Annotated in this window: 16 protein-coding genes; 8 read left to right on the top strand and 8 right to left on the bottom strand. The window is 43.7% G+C overall.

Annotated elements, in window-relative coordinates; genetic code table 11:
- Positions 1-303 precede the first annotated feature (303 nt).
- From L6773_RS00675 to L6773_RS00655, 5 genes are all read right to left on the bottom strand, one after another.
- A complete protein-coding gene (locus L6773_RS00675) occupies positions 304-1,815 on the bottom strand; it encodes a hypothetical protein (RefSeq protein WP_237851907.1) in 1,512 nt (503 codons plus the stop codon).
- A gap of 199 nt (positions 1,816-2,014) precedes the next feature.
- A complete protein-coding gene (locus L6773_RS00670; protein WP_237851906.1) occupies positions 2,015-2,794 on the bottom strand; it encodes a hypothetical protein in 780 nt (259 codons plus the stop codon).
- Positions 2,795-2,964: 170 nt separating this feature from the next.
- Positions 2,965-3,918: a sulfotransferase domain-containing protein gene (locus L6773_RS00665; RefSeq protein ID WP_255727667.1), complete on the bottom strand. Its 954-nt coding sequence runs from the start codon at positions 3,916-3,918 to the stop codon at positions 2,965-2,967.
- A 47-nt stretch (positions 3,919-3,965) separates the two neighbouring features.
- Positions 3,966-6,515: a type I DNA topoisomerase gene (topA, locus tag L6773_RS00660; RefSeq protein WP_237851904.1), complete on the bottom strand. Its 2,550-nt coding sequence runs from the start codon at positions 6,513-6,515 to the stop codon at positions 3,966-3,968.
- 9 nt (positions 6,516-6,524) lie between these two features.
- The gene (locus L6773_RS00655; protein ID WP_237851903.1) at positions 6,525-6,998 is read right to left on the bottom strand and encodes a peroxiredoxin; all 474 of its coding nucleotides are present in this window, start codon (positions 6,996-6,998) and stop codon (positions 6,525-6,527) included.
- Positions 6,999-7,314: 316 nt separating this feature from the next.
- On the opposite strand from L6773_RS00655, the gene L6773_RS00650 reads away from it, so the two are divergent.
- Positions 7,315-8,070 (top strand): hypothetical protein, encoded by a 756-nt coding sequence (locus tag L6773_RS00650; RefSeq protein WP_237851902.1) that lies wholly within the window; start codon positions 7,315-7,317, stop codon positions 8,068-8,070.
- A gap of 181 nt (positions 8,071-8,251) precedes the next feature.
- On the opposite strand, the gene L6773_RS00645 is transcribed toward L6773_RS00650, so the two are convergent.
- Positions 8,252-8,815 carry an NUDIX hydrolase gene (locus tag L6773_RS00645; protein WP_237851901.1) on the bottom strand — a complete coding sequence of 188 codons (564 nt, stop codon included), beginning with the start codon at positions 8,813-8,815 and terminating at the stop codon, positions 8,252-8,254.
- Positions 8,816-8,827: 12 nt separating this feature from the next.
- Here L6773_RS00645 and L6773_RS00640 point away from each other — a divergent pair, with 12 nt between their 5' ends.
- From L6773_RS00640 to L6773_RS00625, 4 genes are all read left to right on the top strand, one after another.
- Entirely contained in the window at positions 8,828-10,006 is a 1,179-nt protein-coding gene (locus tag L6773_RS00640; RefSeq protein ID WP_237851900.1) for a phosphorylase family protein, read from the top strand.
- Positions 10,007-10,153: 147 nt separating this feature from the next.
- Positions 10,154-10,870, top strand: coding sequence for a RadC family protein (gene radC / locus L6773_RS00635; RefSeq protein WP_237851899.1), 717 nt, complete (start codon positions 10,154-10,156; stop codon positions 10,868-10,870).
- A gap of 109 nt (positions 10,871-10,979) precedes the next feature.
- Positions 10,980-11,519, top strand: a complete 540-nt coding sequence (locus L6773_RS00630) for an RNA polymerase sigma factor (protein ID WP_237851898.1) — start codon at positions 10,980-10,982, stop codon at positions 11,517-11,519.
- A 104-nt stretch (positions 11,520-11,623) separates the two neighbouring features.
- Positions 11,624-12,442 carry a tetratricopeptide repeat protein gene (locus L6773_RS00625; RefSeq protein WP_237851897.1) on the top strand — a complete coding sequence of 273 codons (819 nt, stop codon included), beginning with the start codon at positions 11,624-11,626 and terminating at the stop codon, positions 12,440-12,442.
- Between the two features lie 184 nt (positions 12,443-12,626).
- Here the strand turns inward: L6773_RS00625 and ppk1 are convergent, their stop codons facing one another.
- On the bottom strand, positions 12,627-14,882 hold the full coding sequence (gene ppk1, locus L6773_RS00620) for a polyphosphate kinase 1 (RefSeq protein WP_237851896.1): 2,256 nt from the start codon (positions 14,880-14,882) through the stop codon (positions 12,627-12,629).
- A gap of 164 nt (positions 14,883-15,046) precedes the next feature.
- Between ppk1 and ruvB the strand changes: the two genes are divergently transcribed.
- On the top strand, positions 15,047-16,078 hold the full coding sequence (ruvB, locus tag L6773_RS00615; RefSeq protein WP_237851895.1) for a Holliday junction branch migration DNA helicase RuvB: 1,032 nt from the start codon (positions 15,047-15,049) through the stop codon (positions 16,076-16,078).
- Between the two features lie 3 nt (positions 16,079-16,081).
- Here the strand turns inward: ruvB and L6773_RS00610 are convergent, their stop codons facing one another.
- Positions 16,082-17,683 carry a right-handed parallel beta-helix repeat-containing protein gene (locus tag L6773_RS00610; RefSeq protein WP_237851894.1) on the bottom strand — a complete coding sequence of 534 codons (1,602 nt, stop codon included), beginning with the start codon at positions 17,681-17,683 and terminating at the stop codon, positions 16,082-16,084.
- Positions 17,684-17,883: 200 nt separating this feature from the next.
- On the opposite strand from L6773_RS00610, the gene metK reads away from it, so the two are divergent.
- Positions 17,884-19,035, top strand: coding sequence for a methionine adenosyltransferase (metK, locus tag L6773_RS00605; protein ID WP_237851893.1), 1,152 nt, complete (start codon positions 17,884-17,886; stop codon positions 19,033-19,035).
- A 247-nt stretch (positions 19,036-19,282) separates the two neighbouring features.
- Positions 19,283-20,587 carry an amidohydrolase family protein gene (locus L6773_RS00600; RefSeq protein WP_237851892.1) on the top strand — a complete coding sequence of 435 codons (1,305 nt, stop codon included), beginning with the start codon at positions 19,283-19,285 and terminating at the stop codon, positions 20,585-20,587.
- Positions 20,588-20,593 lie beyond the last annotated feature (6 nt).

Raw genomic sequence — 20,593 nt, 5'->3', positions numbered from 1 at the left:
AAGATGATTTTTTTAAGCAAGAACGTTTATTCCGGCCTCTGTTGATTTAAAATGCAAACTCCATGAGATATAATTGCAGTAAGGTAAGACTGTCCACTCCCCATTTGCACTCGTTTAGCTGCCTTTTACGATTCTTGAGAAGATGTTACTTATCTATTCTTTTGAGAACGTTTGCCGGAATTGAACCAGTCATTCGTTTTAATTTCACAGACAATACGCAACCCGGCGGATAGATCAAAAAATGTAGGATCCAAAAAAAAGAAAAGCCATGAATCCACATGACTTTTCAATCGGGTTTGTTGTTTAGTCGAGCAACAGGGTTAGGTTTTTGTGATATGTACTCCTGCCGATATAACCATACCCGTTTGTGGTTCGGGCGGTTGCGGTTAGCACAAAGCTGTAAGCACAGGTGATGGGCGGTCGCCATGTATCCGGCAAGAGTTTGTCTTCAAAACCATTCCAGTTTCCTTTTGAGGTTGAATACCCCTCGCTATAGATGCCGGTGGTTTGATTTTCACCATACGTTGCTCTGAAACTTACACCTCTTAAATTACCTTCCGGGTCGTGTGCGGTAATCCTGAAGCGTAATCCATCGGGGTCCGGCCCGATTTTTTCGATTGCGCAGGCGTCCACTTCGGCACCGTTATGAAGCACTTTTTCAATGACCGCAGCGGGGAGATGATTGTCGATGTAAATATCCAGTTGTTCACTGTCGCCGGGGGAGCTGCCGGTTCCGGCCGTATCGTAAAATTGAATTCTGAGAGTTGCTTTGCCGGCAGGTAAAAATCCGGTTGGGAATTGAATCAACAGGTCATCAATCGAGTAATCTTTGCTTGGGTCTGCAAGATGATAAAACCCCGAAGAGCTGGCTGAGAATGTTTCAAGAACATGATCGGTACCATTCCAGCGGTAATTATTCCAGGAAGAGACCAGGTCCTCAAATGTGGAAGATCCCGGTGCTTTGATCTGTACTTTATACTTTTTCCTGTCCTTCGACCACATATCAAGAATTTTATTCCGGTTACCGATTACATTCAGAGTGCCGCCAAAGGCCGCATTTTCTACATGAACATAATAGCCGGGATCCGTGCTGGCCCGACCGTCGCTGCCAATTTTCTTAGACGGAATCAGGCCGATGCTTCCAAAAATATTGTGCATATCTTTGGTTGGAATTCTTGGTTTCCTGGAGAAAATAATCTGCTTGAGAGCTGAAAAATCCTTGTAAAAATTATCAGGAAAATCCTCACGGAATGATGGACTGTCGGACTTCACACGCAGGCCAAAAAAGGAGTGTGGTGTACCCAGCGGCCAGGCAAGGTTTACGTTGATTTCGCTCAATTCAATCTTGAATTTCCAAATACGGTGTGGAGTATCGGAGTTTTCGGAAATGCCGAATTCCTGCCTGACTTCTGAGTCTGTGCTGTGCAACCCTGTCCATCTTGCGGGGCCCAGGTAAAACTGTTTTCCCAATTTTTCAGGGTGGCCCGGGTAGTTCCCATAATTAATATCTTTATTGGAACTGATGCTTCTGTTTCGGTTCACATCAAACGTCAACCAGAAGTAGTCATCTGTGTTCGGATCGTTTCCGGTATCGGCCGTTATGTCAATAGCGAGGTAAAGGAAATTGGCATCATTTTTAGCAAGGATCCAACCTTTGTCGAATTTCATTTTACCGGCGTCGTCCCAGCCTCCATCATTGAGAGGTTCATTGAGAAGAATCGGTTCAATCGCCCATTGGCTTTTGAGCAAAAACCTGAATAATCCGGGATTAATTCTAATTGGATTGATTACGGAGATTGGAGTAGGATCTGGCATGGTCTTGATTTTTTTATGTTATGGAACGGAATTCTAAAGAGGTATTTCTCTCGTATTCACCACCAGCCCGTCGATTTAAACGGGTGTTTATGGAGTGTTTATTCCGTCTCTTGTTCTAGTGTCCTGTGTATTAATTATGATGCAGGTAAGAACGAATTGTTACAGAATCGGAATTAAAATATGAGAATTTTTTAATTAATTACCGATAACGTTCCATGCATGAATTCCAATCTTCGGGAAGCGGGCCAACCCGTTGCAATGGATTCTCCATAAAATCAAGATTATGAATCATTTCAAGGTCATCCCCGCCCGGTGTAAACTCCAATCTGACATTGTTAAAAGAATCTTCCATCGTAAAAACATTCTCACTTTCAGAGCGCAGCCACCAGGGAGCCGCATCTCCCCACATTGCCCCGGAAACCAGGTAGCCGTCGCAGGAAACATTTACCCATAATTGTCGTGCAGATTCAGGTTCATCGGGATTGCCATATACTCCTTTAAACCGTTCAAGGTCGTCCCGCGGCTGACCCTGGCGCTCCATAATAGCTTGCTGACGTTCAAGGGTTCTTTCTTCTTGGCGCTGTTGTGCATCCTGCTCTCTCTCGGCCTCTTGTTCTTTAGCCATCTCTTCCATTGCCTCCATTTCAGGCGCATATTGCTCCATCGACCGGGAAACCATATCCTGCATGAAGGGTCCGGAAATTTCAGAAATTGCCATGAGGGCCTCCATGTTGCCCTCCTCCAGGTAGGTGTTTGTCAGCTCCGAGATTCCCTCCATGTCTACGGTGTACTGTTCCCTTTCCGAGGAGTTCATCGAAGAAAAATGTTGATTTGCAGCTTCCACGCCCTTGTTATCAATCATCTCGCGGAGTGCATCAGAGAGGTTGGGTTTATCCTGGGATGTTGCGGGATTAGAAAGAATTAACAGAGCAAAGATGCAGATAAAGAGAGGGAGTATTGTTACTGTATATTTATGCATATAGATTTCGTGTTTTTAAAAATTGAATTGAGAAAAGCACCGGCAACTCTATTTATTTCTTCTTTTTAAAGATAGAAGCTTCGGTCATGCAAGCAAGTATTGATAGTAAAAATTGTCTACTTGTTGATAGCTAATTTTGAAAAGAAAGGATGATATTCGTCTCTTTTAGCTCAATCAAGAGATCTGTACCCGTTCAACCTGGCATGAATAAATCCAAACCACAGGTATAATTTTGAATAGTAAACCGGAAAATGTTCTCTCCACGAATCATCATGTTTAAAAACAAAGGTTCCTTTTTGGGAATGACGCATATTATTTCCCCCAATATTATGCCCGATTTCTAATTCATTACCACTGATGATCCTATCTGTAATCTTTGAGAAATCTTTTTCCAAAAATCTGCCTATTCGTTCAAATTCTGATTCAGTATTCTCTGACAGATCTTCAAACTTTACTGTAATGATATTGCCGGGGTGAAAAAATTTCAGAATACCGGCATGTACCTGGCTCACTGTCAACGAGAAAATAATGTGGAGAACGAGGAGTATCTCAGATCGTATCTTTCTGCGCTTTCCGAATAGTTTAATACGGCCCGACCATCTGAACCTCCTGAGAAAAGACCAGATCATTGCTCTTCCATCTCGAACCAGGTAAACTATTTTGGTGTTTTCGGGAAATTTCGATACAAAAAAGGTTCCTCTGCTCAGTTCTTTAGATGAATCAACGATGCAGGAAGCATTGCTTGCAATAGCAATTTCTTTAAATAGTAATCGAGTGGATGGCAAATAATCATTTTCAACCCATTTTGGCAGGAAATGCCTGGTAATTACTTGGGGCAGGCGATGAAATTTATCCAAATATTTCAGCATACTTGAATAGTTATCTGCTCCAATCCAGTTGGGGTTGCCATCAAGATTAGAAAAGACCCGGCTCCAAAGTTTACACTCCTGGAGTTTTGAGCCACAAGAGCAAGTTTCAGTCTGGAATCTTTGGAAGCCGCTGCTGAATTCACCAAGAGATTCAATGTCCGGATGATTGCCAAGTAAGAGGTTGAACACGGTGGAGCCGTTATGCCCTCTTCCCAGGATGTAAATATAGTCTGTTGTTAGATGCTCATTAGCCAAGCTGATAATATTAAACGGTGAAAACGTTTAGGCTATAAAGCGAGAAATTACTTCTTTCCTTTCTCTTCAATTAATTGAACCGCATCTGCCATGCGGAATTTCTCGGGTTCGGTTCCTTTCGGGAGCGAAATATTTTTCCGGCCATATTTGATGTATGGGCCATATCGGCCATCTAAGACCTTAATGGGTTTGTCGGTTTCCGGGTGTTTGCCAAGATCTGCAATTTCTGAACTGCTTCTTCTCCCTTTTCCTTTCTTCTCTTTAATGAGTTCTACAGCGCGATCTAACCCAACTTCCAGAACATTATCTGTCTTTTTGAGAGATTTGAAGTTACCGTCGTGAAGCACAAACGGGCCGTATCGTCCGATTCCGGCTTTCACCACTTTGCCGGTTTCCGGATGCTCCCCGAGAGTTCGAGGCAGTTCAAGAAGTTTTACGGCAGTTTCAAAATCTACATCCGCCGGTTTCATGCCTTTGAGGAGTGAAACGCGTTTCGGTTTCTTGTTGTCTTCAGTTACATCTCCCTTTTGCACATAGGGCCCGTACCGGCCGGTGAGAACATAGACCGGTTCACCCGTTTCGGGATGATTACCGAGCGACTTCGGTCCCTCTTTCTCGGCAACCAGGAGCTCTTTGATTTTATCGGCTGACAATTCACCGGGATCCAAACCTTCCGGCAATGAGGTGGTGATATCTTCTCCATTGGAGTTCACCTTCACATAGGGGCCAAATCGGCCTACGTGAACTCGCATACCGTTCAATCCCTCAATGGGCAGGTTGAGTTTCTTGGCTTTCTGTGGATCAATTTTATCTTCTTGTTGTTCGACCTGGTTCTTGAGGCCATTTTCGCCTTTATAATAATCGTCGAGGTATTTTACGGGGTCGTAATTACCCTTGGCAATTTTATCCAGTTTGTCTTCCAGTTGAGACGTGAATTTACTGTCTACAACGTGAGGAAAATGCTCTTCCAAAAGTTCCGTAACGGCAAACGCAGTATACGTTGGAACGAGAGCTTTTCCTTCACTCTTGGCATACCCGCGTTCCTGTATGGTACCGATAATGGTTGCGTATGTACTGGGACGACCAACACCGCTTTTCTCAAGTTCCTTCACCAGGGTTGCTTCAGTATATCGTGCAGGCGGCTTGGTTTCGTGTGAGATCGATTCGAGTTCGTGAAGTTCTGTTGCGTCGCCTTCTTTCATTTCAGGGAGGTAAATCTCCTGGTTTTCGATGGCGGCTTCGGGATCATCACTTCCCTCTACATACGCTCTGAAAAATCCGGGAAACAGAATCTTTTTACCGCTTGATTTAAAATCAGCTTTGGTTCCGTCGTGCTCAGCGGAAATAGTTACATTGGTAAATTCAAGTCGTGCCTCGGCCATCTGTGTGGCGATAGTTCGTTTCCAGATCAAATCATAAAGCTTAAACTGGCGACCGCTCAATCCCGCTTTTTCCGGATGCGTAAAGCTTGAACCGGCCGGACGAATCGCCTCATGTGCTTCCTGCGCACCTTTGGCCTTTCCGTAAGTTCGAACACGCTTGAACAGGTACTCTTCTCCATACTGCTTTTCAACCTCATTTCGTGCGGCACTGATCGCCTGGCCTGAAAGATTGGTCGAATCCGTTCTCATATAGGTGATATACCCGTTCTCATACAATTTCTGAGCAACACTCATCGTATCACGGGCGGAAAATCCAAATTTTCGGTTGGCTTCCTGCTGCAGGGTCGATGTAATAAATGGTGCAGATGGATTTCGTTTCTGAACATTTACATCCACATTGGTAACCGACCAATCCGCTTTATTTAACAAATCTCGGAGATTACCCGCCTTCTCTTCGTCAAGAAGAACTACACTGTCGGGCTTTTTAAGTTTACCTGTATTTTCATCAAAGTCCTTTCCACTGGCGAGTCGTTTGTCATCGACGTGTGAAAGTACACCTTCAAATTTCTCCTTTTCACCCTCTTTTGAGAGAATGGCCTTCAAATCATAGTACGTACCGCTCTTAAATTTCATGCGCTCGCGTTCACGGGCTACAAGAAACTCAACGGCTACAGATTGAACACGGCCCGCAGAAAGTCCCGGTGCAATCTTTTTCCAAAGCAGGGGAGAGATTGTATAACCTGCAAGTCGATCCAAAATTCGGCGCGTTTCCTGTGCATGAACAAGATTCATGTTGATGTCGCGAAAATTTTCGAGGGCTTCTTCAATCGCTTCCTTGGTGATTTCACGAAACGCCATCCGTTTCACGGGTACTTTGGGATTCAGTAATTCTGTTAAATGCCAGGAAATGGCCTCTCCTTCACGATCCTCATCCGTAGCTAAAATCAGTTCATCGGAATCTTTAAGCTGTTCTTTTAATTTCTTTACAATTTTCTTTTTCCCCTTCGGTACAACATAGATAGGATCATATCGCTCATCTACATTTATACCGAGGTTCGACCAGGACTCTTTCTTGTATTTAGCTGGAATTTCTTTAGCGGATGAGGGAAGATCACGAATGTGCCCCATCGACGAATCAACCACATAACCCTTCGGCAAAAACTTCTTGATGGTTTTGATTTTCGTGGGTGATTCTACAATTACTAAGGACTTCATAAATAAGATTTAATTGGATTCAACAAGCTCTTTCAACTCTTCTGCGTGAGCTTTTGTATTTACTTTCTCGATAATTTCAAGAACGGTTCCGTCAATGTCTATGAGATAGGCAGACCGGCTGGGACTTTCATAGGTGTTGCCATACATACTTTTTTCCACAATGGAATCGGTTGCCCGGGCAAATTTATAATCAGGATCTGATGCCAAGATGTAGTCTATGCCTTGCTTCTTTGCATAGTTTTTATGAGAACGGCACCCATCCTTGCTGATGGCTATCAGGTTGTACCCTTTCTCATCAAACCACTTAGAATGTTCGGCCAGGCTTTCGGTCTGTCGGTCGCAACTGCTTGTGTTGTTTTTCATGTAAACTGATACAATTGTGGGACGATCCAGTAATTCAGAGAATTCTACCTCTTTCTCTTCACCGTTATCAACGACCTTAATTGAAAAATTTGTGTCTATTTTTGTTCCTTTAGAAATCATCTGTTTTCAACTGTTTATTTCGATTTTGGGACACTATAACCCGAATTGTTTCTATTTTCGTTCTAACTGATTCGAAATAAAGATCAAGACATTTAGTATACACATTCTAAAACACATTGAGCAACTGATTTTATATCACCCTCTTTTTTGATGCTTTAAATGTGAAGATTTTCTATTAAAAATCAGGAAACAATCGAAAATGTAGTCGTCATTCTATAAGTCGGGCAGAAAGTCCAAGTAAATGTTGGAAAAGTACAAGACTGAAAGTGATGCCGGAATTAGCTTTATGAACACTTTAAAAAAAGAATGGTTAATTATGAAGACATATATAAATACACTGGTAGTTGCATTAATTATGATGGGTGCAGCGGACGCAGTTGCACAAGAAACAGAAGAAAATGTTCGGATGGAATATATTCTTTGTCAGTTAAAAGACGGTTTCACTTTTGATGATGTAATTGCAGATGCAAAAGAGTATGGCGAAAAAGTAGCTGCAGACGGCAGTCAATATAATCAATACCTGATGCGGCCTCTCATCGTTGGCGAGCGTTTAGAGGGTGTCACTCATATCCTGGTGGGGGAGTGGCCGAATGGCGAGGAGATGTACAAGGAGTACGGTAACTATGTAAACAGGCATATGGACGAGGGTGATGAGGAAAATCCTGACATCTGCCGGGTAACGTTTGCCACAATGGATCATATAGTTGTTAATGCAGCACGAGAAAACGAACCGATGGATACGCGATTCCCGGTTCAACTTGCCGATTGTAATTTGAAAGATGGTGTCACGATTGAGCATGCGGTTGCAGTTCAAAAAGAGATAGCTGAAGCAACGATTGCTGAAGGGATGGACGGATATGGAGTTCATTTCCAGATGCCATACCTGGGTTGGGAAGACAGTGAGTATGATTTTATGAGTGTAGCCTGGTGGCAGAGTTTCCAGCACAGGGGGAATATGGCTCAGAATTATTACAAGATTGCCAACGAACATGGCCAGAAAATGAATGCTGTAGCCTCCTGTGAAAATCCACGTGCCTATTTTGCGGAGTTGATTTTCAGAACCTGGGAGTAGATTTTACATTTCTTACATCTTAAGACCTCAAGAGGTGCGCAGCTAATTACTGCGTGCCTTTTATTTTTTTTGTCCCCGGATAATCATTCGATGAGTGTTTTTTGCTATCAAAAATCACCTGTCTATATTCACTCATCTGGTGAATCACTCAGAATAGTTGCTTCCCGCTCGGCGAACCGGACTACGTTTTATCATGCAAAAGCAAATGAGCAACCGCTGCCACAACAATCGAGTGATGAATCGTACTCTCCTTGACCAATTCCAGGAAATGATCTAACTCAAGAATATGAACGGCGATATCTTCATTACCCTCGAGATTTTGTTCATCCACTTTCACGCACTCTTCGGCCAAATAAATATGTGTGTAATTGTTCATGATGGCTGCGTTTGCACTTGTCTGACCGAGTTTGGTCCACTTCTTTGATTGATACCCGGTCTCCTCCAAGAGTTCTCTTTTGGCCGATACCATCGGGGATTCACCCTCATCCACCATTCCACCCGGAATCTCCAGGGAGGATTCATCAATACCCGCTCGGTATTGCTCAACCAAAACTATCTCCCGGTTTTTGGTTAATGCAAGAATATTAATCCAATCCGGTGCATCCAGCACGTAAAAAGATGCAGGGGTCGTTTCTTTGTCAGGAATAAGTTCTCGTTGATAAAGAGAAAAAATGGGAGTTTCTAAGAGTTTCTTATCTTTAATGATGTCCCATTTGGGTTTTGTAAATGAAAATGAATCAGACATACTACAGCATTAATGGATGAACGTATAGAGATACAAGGTGAGTCAATATCTGCAGATAAAGAACGAAATCAAATTGTAGATAAGGCATGTGATTTGATGGAGAAGATATACCGGGAGGGTGATTACCCAAAGTTGATGGTGAAGCGTTCCTGGTCGGAACATAATCCTATCATCACAGGGGAGATGGCATTGCCAAGTGCTTATCGCTGGTATTTGAAACGGGAGCTGAGAAAACTTTTGGAAAAAGGAGCGAGCATGAAAGTGTTTCCCTCTCGTCCCCGGGTGGCGATTAATGATCCGGCCTTATTCGATAATGCTGATGAAGACGACTGGGATATCACGCAGAAAAAGCTGTTTCTTTTCAGCCCGGAGCGAATAGATATTTCTTTAAATCGGCTTGAGCATTACACCGGAACCAAGCCTGATGACTTTCAGCGATACATTCTATTCACCAATTATGATATGCATGTTGAGGTTTTTCAGAATCTCTTTCCGGATTGCATAAAACCGGATCGATCAGTGCAGATGCCGGCATATCATCACAAACTACCGGAGAATAAAGGGTTTTCACTGGTAAATATTGGAGTAGGGCCAGCGAACGCCAAAACCATTTCCGACCATGTGGCTGTTTTACGTCCCGATGCAATGGTGATGGTAGGGCATTGCGGGGGGCTCAGAAATCACCAGGATATAGGAGATTTTGTGTTGGCAACCGGTTTTCTCCGGGCAGATGGTGTATTGGATGACGTATTGCCGCTCAATATTCCCATCACACCGAATCACTTGTTAAATGTATACCTGAAAGAGGTACTCGACTCAAACAGGAGAAATTATCGGCTTGGAACGGTTTACACTACGGCAAACCGAAACTGGGAGTTCATCAAGAAAAGAACCGTGCAGGAAATTCATGTGAGCCGGAGTGTAGCCATTGATATGGAATCGGCAACCGTTGCTACAAATGGGTATCGCTACCGGGTTCCGTTTGCAACTCTTCTTTGTGTAAGTGATAAACCTCTGCACGGGAAACCAAAACTTAGCGGGGATGCACAAACATTTTATGATAACTCCAAAGAGATGCACCTTGAAATTGTGATTGATGCATTGAATATGAGTAAGGAAAACTACCCTGACGGCTTACCCAACTCCAGTATTCGTGCAATCAACGAGCCGCTGATGGGAGGGCCGGAGTGAGGAATATCGAATATTTAATATCGAACACCGAATGATGAAGTGATTTGATAACCCTTCGAAATTCATGATTGAATATTCGATGTTCAATATTCAAAAGTTTTTCTGTAAGGAATTGTTCATTTCCAGTTCATACAGATAAAAAGGTTTATGGAACTGGAAGAATTTGATGCAGATAAGTACAAAGGAAGGGCTGTCCGTGAGATGCACCCGGAGGAGCAACCTCGCGAAAAGCTGTTGAAGTATGGGCCGGAAAGCTTATCAACGCCGGAGCTGCTGGCCATCTTGTTGAGGACCGGTTCCAAAGGGATGAATGTAGTGGATATGTCTCGTGCACTGCTGGACAAGTTCCAGGGCCTTCGCAATCTTTCCAAGCAAGACTGGCAGGCGCTTAAGGTGATTCCAGGTATAGCCAAAGTCAAAGCGCTTACACTGGAGGCTGTTTTTGAACTGACCCGACGAATCCAGATGGAATCACTGGGTGATGAAATAAAAATTACCACGCCCGAGATGGCAGCAGCCTATTTTATGCCCCGCCTGCGAGATCTGAAGCACGAGGAGTTCTATGTGGCATTTCTGAATAATTCCAAAATTCTTACAGGTTATAAAAAGATCAGTTCCGGCGGCAGTACTGCAACGGTTGTGGAACCGGCTGAAGTTATTCGTCAAGCCGTTTTAAACCAGGCTAACAGCATCCTCCTTGTCCATAATCATCCATCAGGTTACCTGGAAGCCTCGCAGGCAGATATTCAGCTTACCAAACGCCTTCGCGATGCAGGCAATTTACTTGGAATTCCCGTAGTGGATCATATCATTATTGCCGGTGATGGGTACATCAGCCTCAGGAATAAAAACATCCTCAAGTGATTTTTGAAGCTAAAATTCTGAAAATTTCGCTAAAAAAATTCAATATTAGTTTGCGTAAAAAAGTCCATCTGTTATATTCAGGAGCGTATAATTAAATCGTTGGTACTTTATGGACTATTCAGAGTTGGTGTATGCAGTGAGGCGAGGGGACATGCAAACGGCAAATCAGATGTGTGCTGAGGCAATTCCAATTTTAGAGAAATATCTGATCTCAAACGTAAATGCTACCCCTGAAGATGCAGAAGATGCTGTTCAGAAAATGTTTGAATATGTAATCCCCAAGATCCAGAACGATGAGATTGAAAGTCCATCAGGGTTACTGTCGTATATGCTGTCGGGTGCAAGGCATAGTTATTACAAAATAGTGCGTGATTTTGATCTCGATAAATATGCAGAAATAGAAGAAGAACTCGTTGCCGAACCCGAACAGGTTTGGAATTTGGTTAGTGAAGATCAGGAGTCAATTCTTTTAACCTGCATTGAAAAATTAAAAGGGCACTACCAGGATCTGATTACTTTCCTGTTTGACCATCCCGAGGCCAATACAAAGGAGATTGCTGAATATTTCGAAATTACGAAAAACAATGCCTGGACGCGTAAACACCGTGTTATAAAGCAGTTACAGGATTGTGTGCAGCAGTATTTCTAAAAAAAATGAAAAAATTTTGTAAGGAAATTGGAAAATACGGTTCATACGTACGAGAGGTACTATCAAATAGTACAAAGAGGAGTGAGTAACATTAACCCCGGACTATGAAAGAACAAGAAAAAATTCAGTTACTTGAGAGGATAGATCAGTATATCAGGGGAGAGCTATCGCAAGATGAGATCGATGAACTTTGGAAACAGTTTCTGCAACATCCTGAATGGTATGATTGGTTTGAAACTGAACTGCACCTGCGCAGCCTTATTAAAAAAGGGAAGAAACCAAATTTTGGTAAAGGAGAAGAACCTGAAGGCTCAAAACCATCAGCCATAAAAGGGTACAAGGTATGGATCTATGCGGCAGCGGCCGCCGTGATATTGGCAATTGGTTTGCAGTTCTTTTCCTTCGAGCAGGACGAGCCAATTCAGAGTTTTGCTCTGACAGAAATTGAGGAATCGAATTTAATCGGGGCGGATGTACTCCGGTCGGATGAGCGCCCTGCAGAAGGCCTGGATGTGGCTATCAATGAGGCCCTGGCAACTGCTTACGAGGGAGATACTGAAGAAGCTATCGAAAAATTTCAGGAGTTGTTAACCCAATCACCAAATAACCAGCAGCGAGTCCGAATTGAGATGAACCTGGGAATTTTATTTTACAACAGCGGGGAGTATGAGTCTGCAAAAACTCATTTTCAATCTATCACCGAGATTGAAAATATTGAGGATCACCAAAAGGAAAAATCGTGGTGGTTTCTTGGTAATGCACTGTTAAACCTGGATCAGCCAAGAGCAGCAAGAGAAGCTGTTTTCAATGCCTACAGTATGAATGGACGGTATCAATCGGCGGCACTTTCTCTGTTGAAAAAGTTGGACGTTCGATTGGGTAACATTCCATCAGGTGAATCACCAGAGAGATTGGGCGAGTAAAGTTAAACTCTTCGTTTAAAATTGTTCATCAATGAGCTTCGCTTCAAGCAGGTAAGATCTGAGTAGATCCCTGTTTATCTGTTCTACTGAAGTTAACGTTTTTGAGCGAATTTCTTTCCGAACCTGCTCATCAGCTAAACTTTTCCTTCGATCGGGTTGATAGAATGAATCATTTTGAGGACAACTACTTCTGATCTTTTTTAGTTGCTCTCGGAATCGGTTCAGCATGGGATTTAGTGTGAGCCATAAGATAGCTGTGAGTTCCAATTTTTTGCTCTCCCTTTTTACGCTTCACTTTTCGATAATTTCCGTTGGATTTCATGACCCACCGCTGCTGATTGTCGCGAAGATAAATACCCAACATAAATTCGAGGTATTGTTTTAGCCGTGGATGCTCAATGGGTGCGAGAACTTCAACCCTGGCATCAAGGTTGCGATGCATCCAATCTGCCGAACCGATATAGTAAAGATCCTCGCCCGCATTGTGAAAATAGTAAACCCGGGAGTGTTCAAGGAATCGGCCAATAATGGAGTGGACGCGGATGTTATCACTTAATCCCTCTTTTTGGGGAATCAACCGGCACACACCCCGCACAATCATGTCGATACTCACACCTGCTTGTGATGCTTCATACAGTTTTTGGATAATCAATGGATCTTCGAGGCTGTTCATTTTGGCAATGATTTTTGCCGGTCGGCCTTCTCTTGCTTCATCAATCTCTTTTTGGATCAATTCCATAATGTTATTTCGCAGGTGCTTTGGCGCAACAAAAGCTTTTCGAAATGTTTGACTGGGTGCATATCCAGTGAGCAGATTAAACACATCCGAAACATCGGAAGCGATCTCATCCCGGCAGGTGAAATATCCCAGGTCTTCGTACAATTGTGCGGTATCGGGATGGTAGTTTCCGGTTCCAATATGTACATATCTTCGAAGGCCATCCTCTTCTTCACGCACCACAATCGTGAGTTTGGTATGAATTTTTAATCCGGCAATACCATAGGATACGTGAACACCGGCCTTCTCAAGACGTTGCGCCCAGCTGATATTTCGTTCTTCATCAAATCGCGCTTTCAGTTCAATGAGGATAGCTACTTGCTTGTCGGTTTCAGCAGCACGAATGAGAGCATGCATGAGGGGCGAGTCGCTGGATGTTCGGTAAAGCGTCTGTTTGATCGCAAGCACCTTGGGGTCTCTCGCTGCTTGCTCCACAAATCGTTGAGTGGACGATTCAAAACTGTGATAGGGATGATGTACGATAAAGTCCCCTTTCTTAATTACCTGGAAAACACTTGGGGTTTCTTCATCGATGGGATGCCGAAATACAGGGTGCAGCGAAGGTACCCAGGGCTCAAGTTTAAGATGCTGAAAACCATCCAGGTTATAAAGCTGTGTGGCATCTGCCAGCCCGATAGGCCCCTCCATCTCGAAAACTTCATTTTGGTGTACATGCAGGTGAGAATACAGGTACTTTTTAACATCAAGCGGCATATTCTTGTCGATCTCAAGGCGTACTACTTCTGCAAATCTTCGCTCCCGCAGCTCCTCTTCAATCATCTCCAAGAGGTCATCCGCTTCCTCTTCATTTCGTTCGATGTCCGCATTGCGGGTTACGCGAAATACATTCGCAGAAAGAACTTCAACACCGGGGAAAAAACGGTTAATTTTTTCTTTGATAAGATCTTTGACGGAAAGGAGCACAACATTTTTGTCCGTCTGCTCAAGTTTAATCCACCGGGGACGGTTTGCCGGTATTTTGATTCGCGCAAAGAGCAAATCGTTCGTCTCAATACTTCGAAGTTTTATGGCGAGAGAGCGGCTTTTATTTGAGATAAAGGGAAATGGATGTGCCTCGTCTACTGCAAGCGGAGTGATAATCGGGTAGATCTGTTTCTCAAAATAATCATCCGCTTTTTCTTGCAGGGTTGCATCAAGTTCTGAATAATCTTTGATAAGGATGCCGTTTTCATGGAGCTGTGGTACAATCTCATCCAGGTAGCAACTCCTGTAATGCTTGATCATTTTTTTGACTTCTTTGCGAATTTTCTGCATTTGTTCTTCCGGCGTGTGGCCGTCTACGTTCAATTCGGATACACCCGCATGGATCTGGCGTTTCAATCCGCCCACACGTTTTTGGAAGAATTCGTCGAGATTTGAACAAACTATACCAATAAATTTAATACGTTCAAGCAGCGGAAGATCGGTGTTCTTGGCAAGATTCAATACACGCCAGTTAAATTTCAGCCAACTAAACTCGTAATTGGTAAAATAATCGCTCCCGAAAATCTTTAATTCACTTGGGCTCATGTCCTGCGGCATCCCCTTTTCTGAGAGAACTTTATTCTTCAAAGGATTGGCACCATCCTTTTTATTATTCACTTCTTCCAGATCAACAGGGTTGAATTCGGATTGATCAGCTGAGGGCGAGTTCTTTTTCATTATGACAATCTTGTGTTTACAAGGTTATTTTTTAGCTGCTTGAATCATTTCTATCAAACAGATATCCCAGAATTTGAAATGAACGTATGTAGGACAATGAATTTCAGGATTAAGTTAATTATTATAAAGTTAATTTAGTTTTAACATTTGTGAAGGAATAAAAATTGCAAAATCCACTCTTGAATCCGGAAGAAAAAGATCCTGTAATTGAAGAATCACTACGTCCCTCATCTCTGCAGGAATTTGTAGGTCAAAAAAAAGTTATCCAGAATTTATCAATTTTTGTCCAGGCTGCGAAGAAACGCGGGGAGGCGCTGGATCACGTAATATTATCAGGGCCGCCGGGCCTGGGGAAGACAACTCTGGCATTTATTATCGCACGGGAGATGGGCGTTCAGATTAAACCGACAACCGGTCCGGTCCTTGAAAAACCGGGCGATCTTGCTGGTTTGCTTACGAACCTTGAAAAGGGCGATGTTCTTTTTATTGACGAGATTCACCGCCTGAATCCTGTTATAGAGGAGTATCTGTATTCTGCCATGGAGGATTATAAGCTGGATATTGTGATCGATTCAGGGCCCAACGCACGGAGTGTGCAGATTGAACTGAATCATTTTACACTTGTGGGAGCAACTACCCGAAAGGGTTTACTGACGGCACCGCTGCGCGCACGTTTTGGTATTGATATGAGACTCGATTATTACGATGCCGAACTTCTGCAGAGAATTGCTCACCGAACGGCGGGAATCCTGAACTTTGGAATTACAGACAAAGGAGCCTATGAAATTGCACGGAGAAGCCGTGGTACTCCCCGAATCGTGAACAAACTGTTACGCCGAACTCGCGATTTTGCGCAGGTGGACGGTCTCGATGCTATCGATGACGCCATTGCAGATAAAGCTCTCAATGCACTTGATGTGGATAAAAATGGACTCGACGAGATGGACATCCGAATTCTGAAAGCCATTATTGAAAATTACAAAGGAGGTCCTGTTGGATTGGGGACTCTTGCTGTTGCAGTGGGAGAAGACAAAGGGACGATTGAAGAGGTGTATGAACCGTTTCTCATCAAAGAAGGTTTTATGCAGCGAACACCCAAAGGCCGGGTAGCAACTGCTCAATCCTATAAATATCTTGGCGTTGAGGAAGATAACGAGAATGCTGATGATCCGGATCTCTTTAGTTCATCTTCTTAGAAGTTATTCATTCAGCCATTCATCCCAGATATCTGGCCCCATGGATCTGTCTACCTGTACACTGTTTCGAATTTCCTCAAGGTCGATATCGCACTTTCCATCCGTCCACGCGTAATTCATTCTTGGTGGATTATGACAATTGAATTCATCACCGCAGATCCAGTTGGCTCTATTGGGTTCTGCTCCATCCTCAACATTTGGAAACTGATGATTTCCGCAACTGGGTGAGTAGAGGGCTGAGTAGTAGGCTACATTGCTGGAATCCCACGGAACGCTATACATGGCGTTGGCTTCAACTTTAATGTTTTCACCACCGGCAACACCCATTCCAACCTGCCCCGGATTGACGCCGATATTACCAATCGCCTCCTGGTAACTGCCACCGGCATCTCCAAGCATAATAAATGAGCCGCTTCCCGAGAGACTATGGCCCCGGGCACGATTTTGATTTACCTGAATCCAGTTGGTACTGTCTCCATGAGATTTGAATAGGTTAATCCAGTCTTCCAACACGGCTATTCCATATGCATCTGTTCGTTCCATGGAATTTCGATTGATTTGAATGCCCCCTCCCCGGCACTGATCACACTGGAAAAAATTCCGTCCTGAATTTAGAGCTGAATTATTGATTACACCAAGTGGACCTGAACTGAACCGAAATCGAACACCGGAGGCTACGTTTTCAAAATGAGAATGGCTCACGGTAATATTTGAAGCGTTATCAAACTTTAGTGCGCCGTAATCCTGGCCGGAAGAGTCGGGGGCAATGTCTCGAAAAGTGGTGTGAGTGATTAGAATATCAGAAGGGTTATTTGTTGAAAAAATTCCGTGAAGATGGTAGTTGCGTAACTCGAGCCATGCAATTTGGTTTTCGTTTATTGAGCCGCTGAATGCACGGTATACGGTATCTTCTCCATCCATAATGGCCCCGTCCAATCCGATCCACTTATTGCCGGTCTTTGAACTTAAAACAGATTGACCCGGGTGAATTCCCTTTCGAATTAAAAATGTTGTACCGGCCGGGCAAACTTGGTTGGCAATATTAAATGAATCACCGGGGGATAGAAGGATAAATTCATTCTGTTGATTAAATATTTCGCCACAGGCAGAACTTTCGTAAGAAGCGAGTAACTTCAAGAGTTCGCGTATCTCTTCTGGGCTTTTTCCCGTTGTTGACTCTCCTGCATTCAGCGAGTTTTCAATTCCTCGGCTCAGGGATTGATGTTGAGATTGGGGAATGGTTTTGAAATTCAGAGCTATTTCTTGCAGCGGCTCACCAATATCTTGTAATGTTTGTTCAGAAAAATAGGGGGTATTTTCTGTCGCTTGTCTGACGGGATCACTTAAAGAAAGCAGTTCTGTTTCACTGAGGCTGTCGATTTCTGCTGGGCTCATGGAACTCACTTCTTCCCACATATCGAGAAAATCGGAGAAAAGATTTTGGGGTGTGCTCACTCCGGGTTTTTGTAATTCGGCTGTGTTAACATCTTTCGAAGATAATCCACCGGGCGGGGGTTGATTATCCAGGAAACTCAGTTGACAGGAAGCAGCGATCGTCAACATCAAAAAAATTCCGAGTGCAGATGAAAGAATGAAAGTTCTCATGATTTAAATGTTTTTGGCAGGATAATATGTTCAGAATGGATTACTACAATACAGAAAAATTGTTTCGAAATCTAAAATTCTGAGGATCACTGCGTACCTGTAAAGTAAAAGTTGGTTTTCGGGAATGAAAGATGATCAGATTTTTTGTACATTAAGCCGCTTTGAAGTGCTAACCAATATTTTTAATAACAAACTATTTTATGAAGAATTTGTTTACCTCTGAATCGGTATCAGAAGGGCATCCCGACAAAGTATCAGACCAGATTTCCGACGCCATTTTGGATGCCATGCTTGAACAGGATCCCGATTCACGAGTTGCAGTTGAAACACTTGTAACTACCGGGTTGGTTGTTCTCTCCGGCGAAGTTCGAACCGATGCATATGTAGATGTGCAGGAAACAGCACGAGAGGTAATTCGCGATATTGGCTATACAAAAGCCAGCTATCGTTTTGACGCAGACTCATGCGGCGTTATCTCAGCGATCCATAACCAAAGTGAAGATATTGCGATGGGTGTGGACGAAGGTGATGAAAAAGAGCAGGGTGCCGGCGACCAGGGAATGATGTTTGGTTATGCCACAAAGGAAACCGATTCCTATATGCCGATGTCTCTCCAGTATTCGCATGACCTGTTGAGAAAATTGGCACATATACGCAAAGTAAGCGGTGAGATCCCCTATCTTGGCCCCGACAGTAAAAGCCAGGTAACGGTTGAGTATGATAACGAGAGCAACCCCAAACGAATCCATACGATTGTTATATCCACTCAGCATGATGATGGGATTGAACAATCACACATCAAGAACGACATCAAAAAGCACCTGATCTCCTCGGTCATTCCTTCGGATTTGATTGACGATGAAACAATTTTGCATGTCAACCCAACCGGCAATTTTGTGATCGGCGGGCCGCATGGAGATACCGGACTTACAGGCCGAAAAATTATTGTGGATACCTATGGTGGACGCGGAGCTCACGGGGGCGGTGCATTTTCAGGAAAGGATTCTTCGAAAGTTGACAGAAGCGCAGCGTATGCCGCAAGACATATTGCAAAAAACATCCTAGCAGCTGATCTGGCTGATGAATGCCTCGTTCAGTTAGCCTATGCGATCGGGGTAGCTGAACCAGTTTCTGTAAATGTTAGTACATACGGAACCGGAAAGGTAAGTGATGTTGAGTTGGCTGATGCCGTATCGAAAGTATTTGATTTGACTCCCGCCGGAATTATTTCACGATTGAAACTGAAAACTCCCGGTTTCAGAAAAACAGCAGCTTATGGTCACTTTGGCCGCGATGAATTTACATGGGAGAAACTCGACTATGTAGATAAGATTGCGAATGCTGTAAAATAGCAGGAATTTAATATTGAGTTTTAAACCCGGCGTGATTCAGTTCGCACCGGGTTTTTTTATGGAGCGGCAATTCGTTCAGTCATCGGATGAGTGTAGTTTGCTATATTTGTTTTGTTGGCTAAGACACTCATCCGATGCCTTCAAATCAGCAATTTCCTACATCATTATCAAAAACCCTCTCTTTTTCTGGCTTTAACTTTTTGTAAATTGTGCCCCCCCAATCCTAAAAAAAACATAAAAATGTAGTATGAAGTTATTCAAAAGCTTTGTGCTCGCACTGATGATGGTTCTTATAGGTAGCCTGTTGGCATTCAGCCAATCAACCCCGCAGGCTTTTACTGGAGCCACAATCATCCCGATCTCCGGCGAGCCAATAAATAATGGAGTTCTTATCGTTCAAGATGGTGAAATTGTAGCTGTCGGTGATGCCGATACTGATATCCCCGGAAATGCAGACCTGCATGACGTTTCAGGCAAAGTACTGATGCCGGGACTTGTTGATACACATTCACATGTCGGTGAAGGTGATGGTGGTGATTACTCCTCATCCCTGCATCCGGATGTGCGAATCATGGACACCATCGATCCAAGGAGTAAAGAGTTTCGGAAGGTAGTTTCAGGCGGAATTACAAGTGTTAATATAATGCCGGGCTCCGGGCTGCTTATGAGTGGTCAAACCGTTTACGTGAAACCTAAACCGGCCGATACCATTGAAGAGATGCTGATAGTTGTAGATGAAGAAACCGGGGTATACGGTGGACTGAAAATGGCTAATGGTACAAATCCGCTACGGTCAAATGGGTCACCCGGTACGAGGGCAAAATCTGCGGCTATGGTTCGGGAGTTGTTTATTGATGCCCAGGAATATCAACAAAAAATTGAAGCAGCTGACGGTGATCCTTCTGAAATGCCGGAACGCGATCTCCGGATGGAAACACTCGTAGAAGTATTGGAAGGTAAACGAATTGTACACAATCACACCCATAGACATGATGATATTCTCACAGCCATTCGGCTGGCGGAAGAGTTTGGCTACAGACTTGTCCTTCAGCATGTGAGCGAAGCCCATAAAGTGGCAGACGAAATTGCCGAATCAGGTGCACATGCCTCAATTATTGCGATTGACTCGCCGGGTGGTAAGCTTGAAGCCATCAATATGATCAATATTAACGGAAGAGAGTTGGAAGATGCCGGTGTTAATGTGGCTTTCCATACAGACGACCCGATTGTAGATTCGCGGTTTTTACTTCGATCCGCAGCACTGGGTGTTCGAAACGGAATGAGCCGAAAGGCAGCGCTTGAATCCGTTACCATAGCAGGGGCCCGAATGATGGATATTGAAGATCGAGTGGGTTCTCTTGAAGAGGGTAAAGATGCAGATTTCATCATACTCTCCGGCGAACCGTTAAGTGTGTATACACATGTTGAACAAACATGGATTGAGGGCGAAAAAGTCTATGATCGCAGCAATCCCGAAGATCGTGATTACGCCACCGGCGGCTATGAGATTTTTCGATCCACAAATATGCACATTCACGGGGAGAGGCATTAATGATGA

The organism is Rhodohalobacter sulfatireducens, from assembly GCF_022012475.1.
Taxonomy (GTDB): Bacteria; Bacteroidota; Rhodothermia; order Balneolales; family Balneolaceae; genus Rhodohalobacter; species Rhodohalobacter sulfatireducens.
The sequence above is the reverse complement of the archived record's forward strand: the minus strand, read 5'-3'. Positions and strand labels throughout refer to the sequence as shown.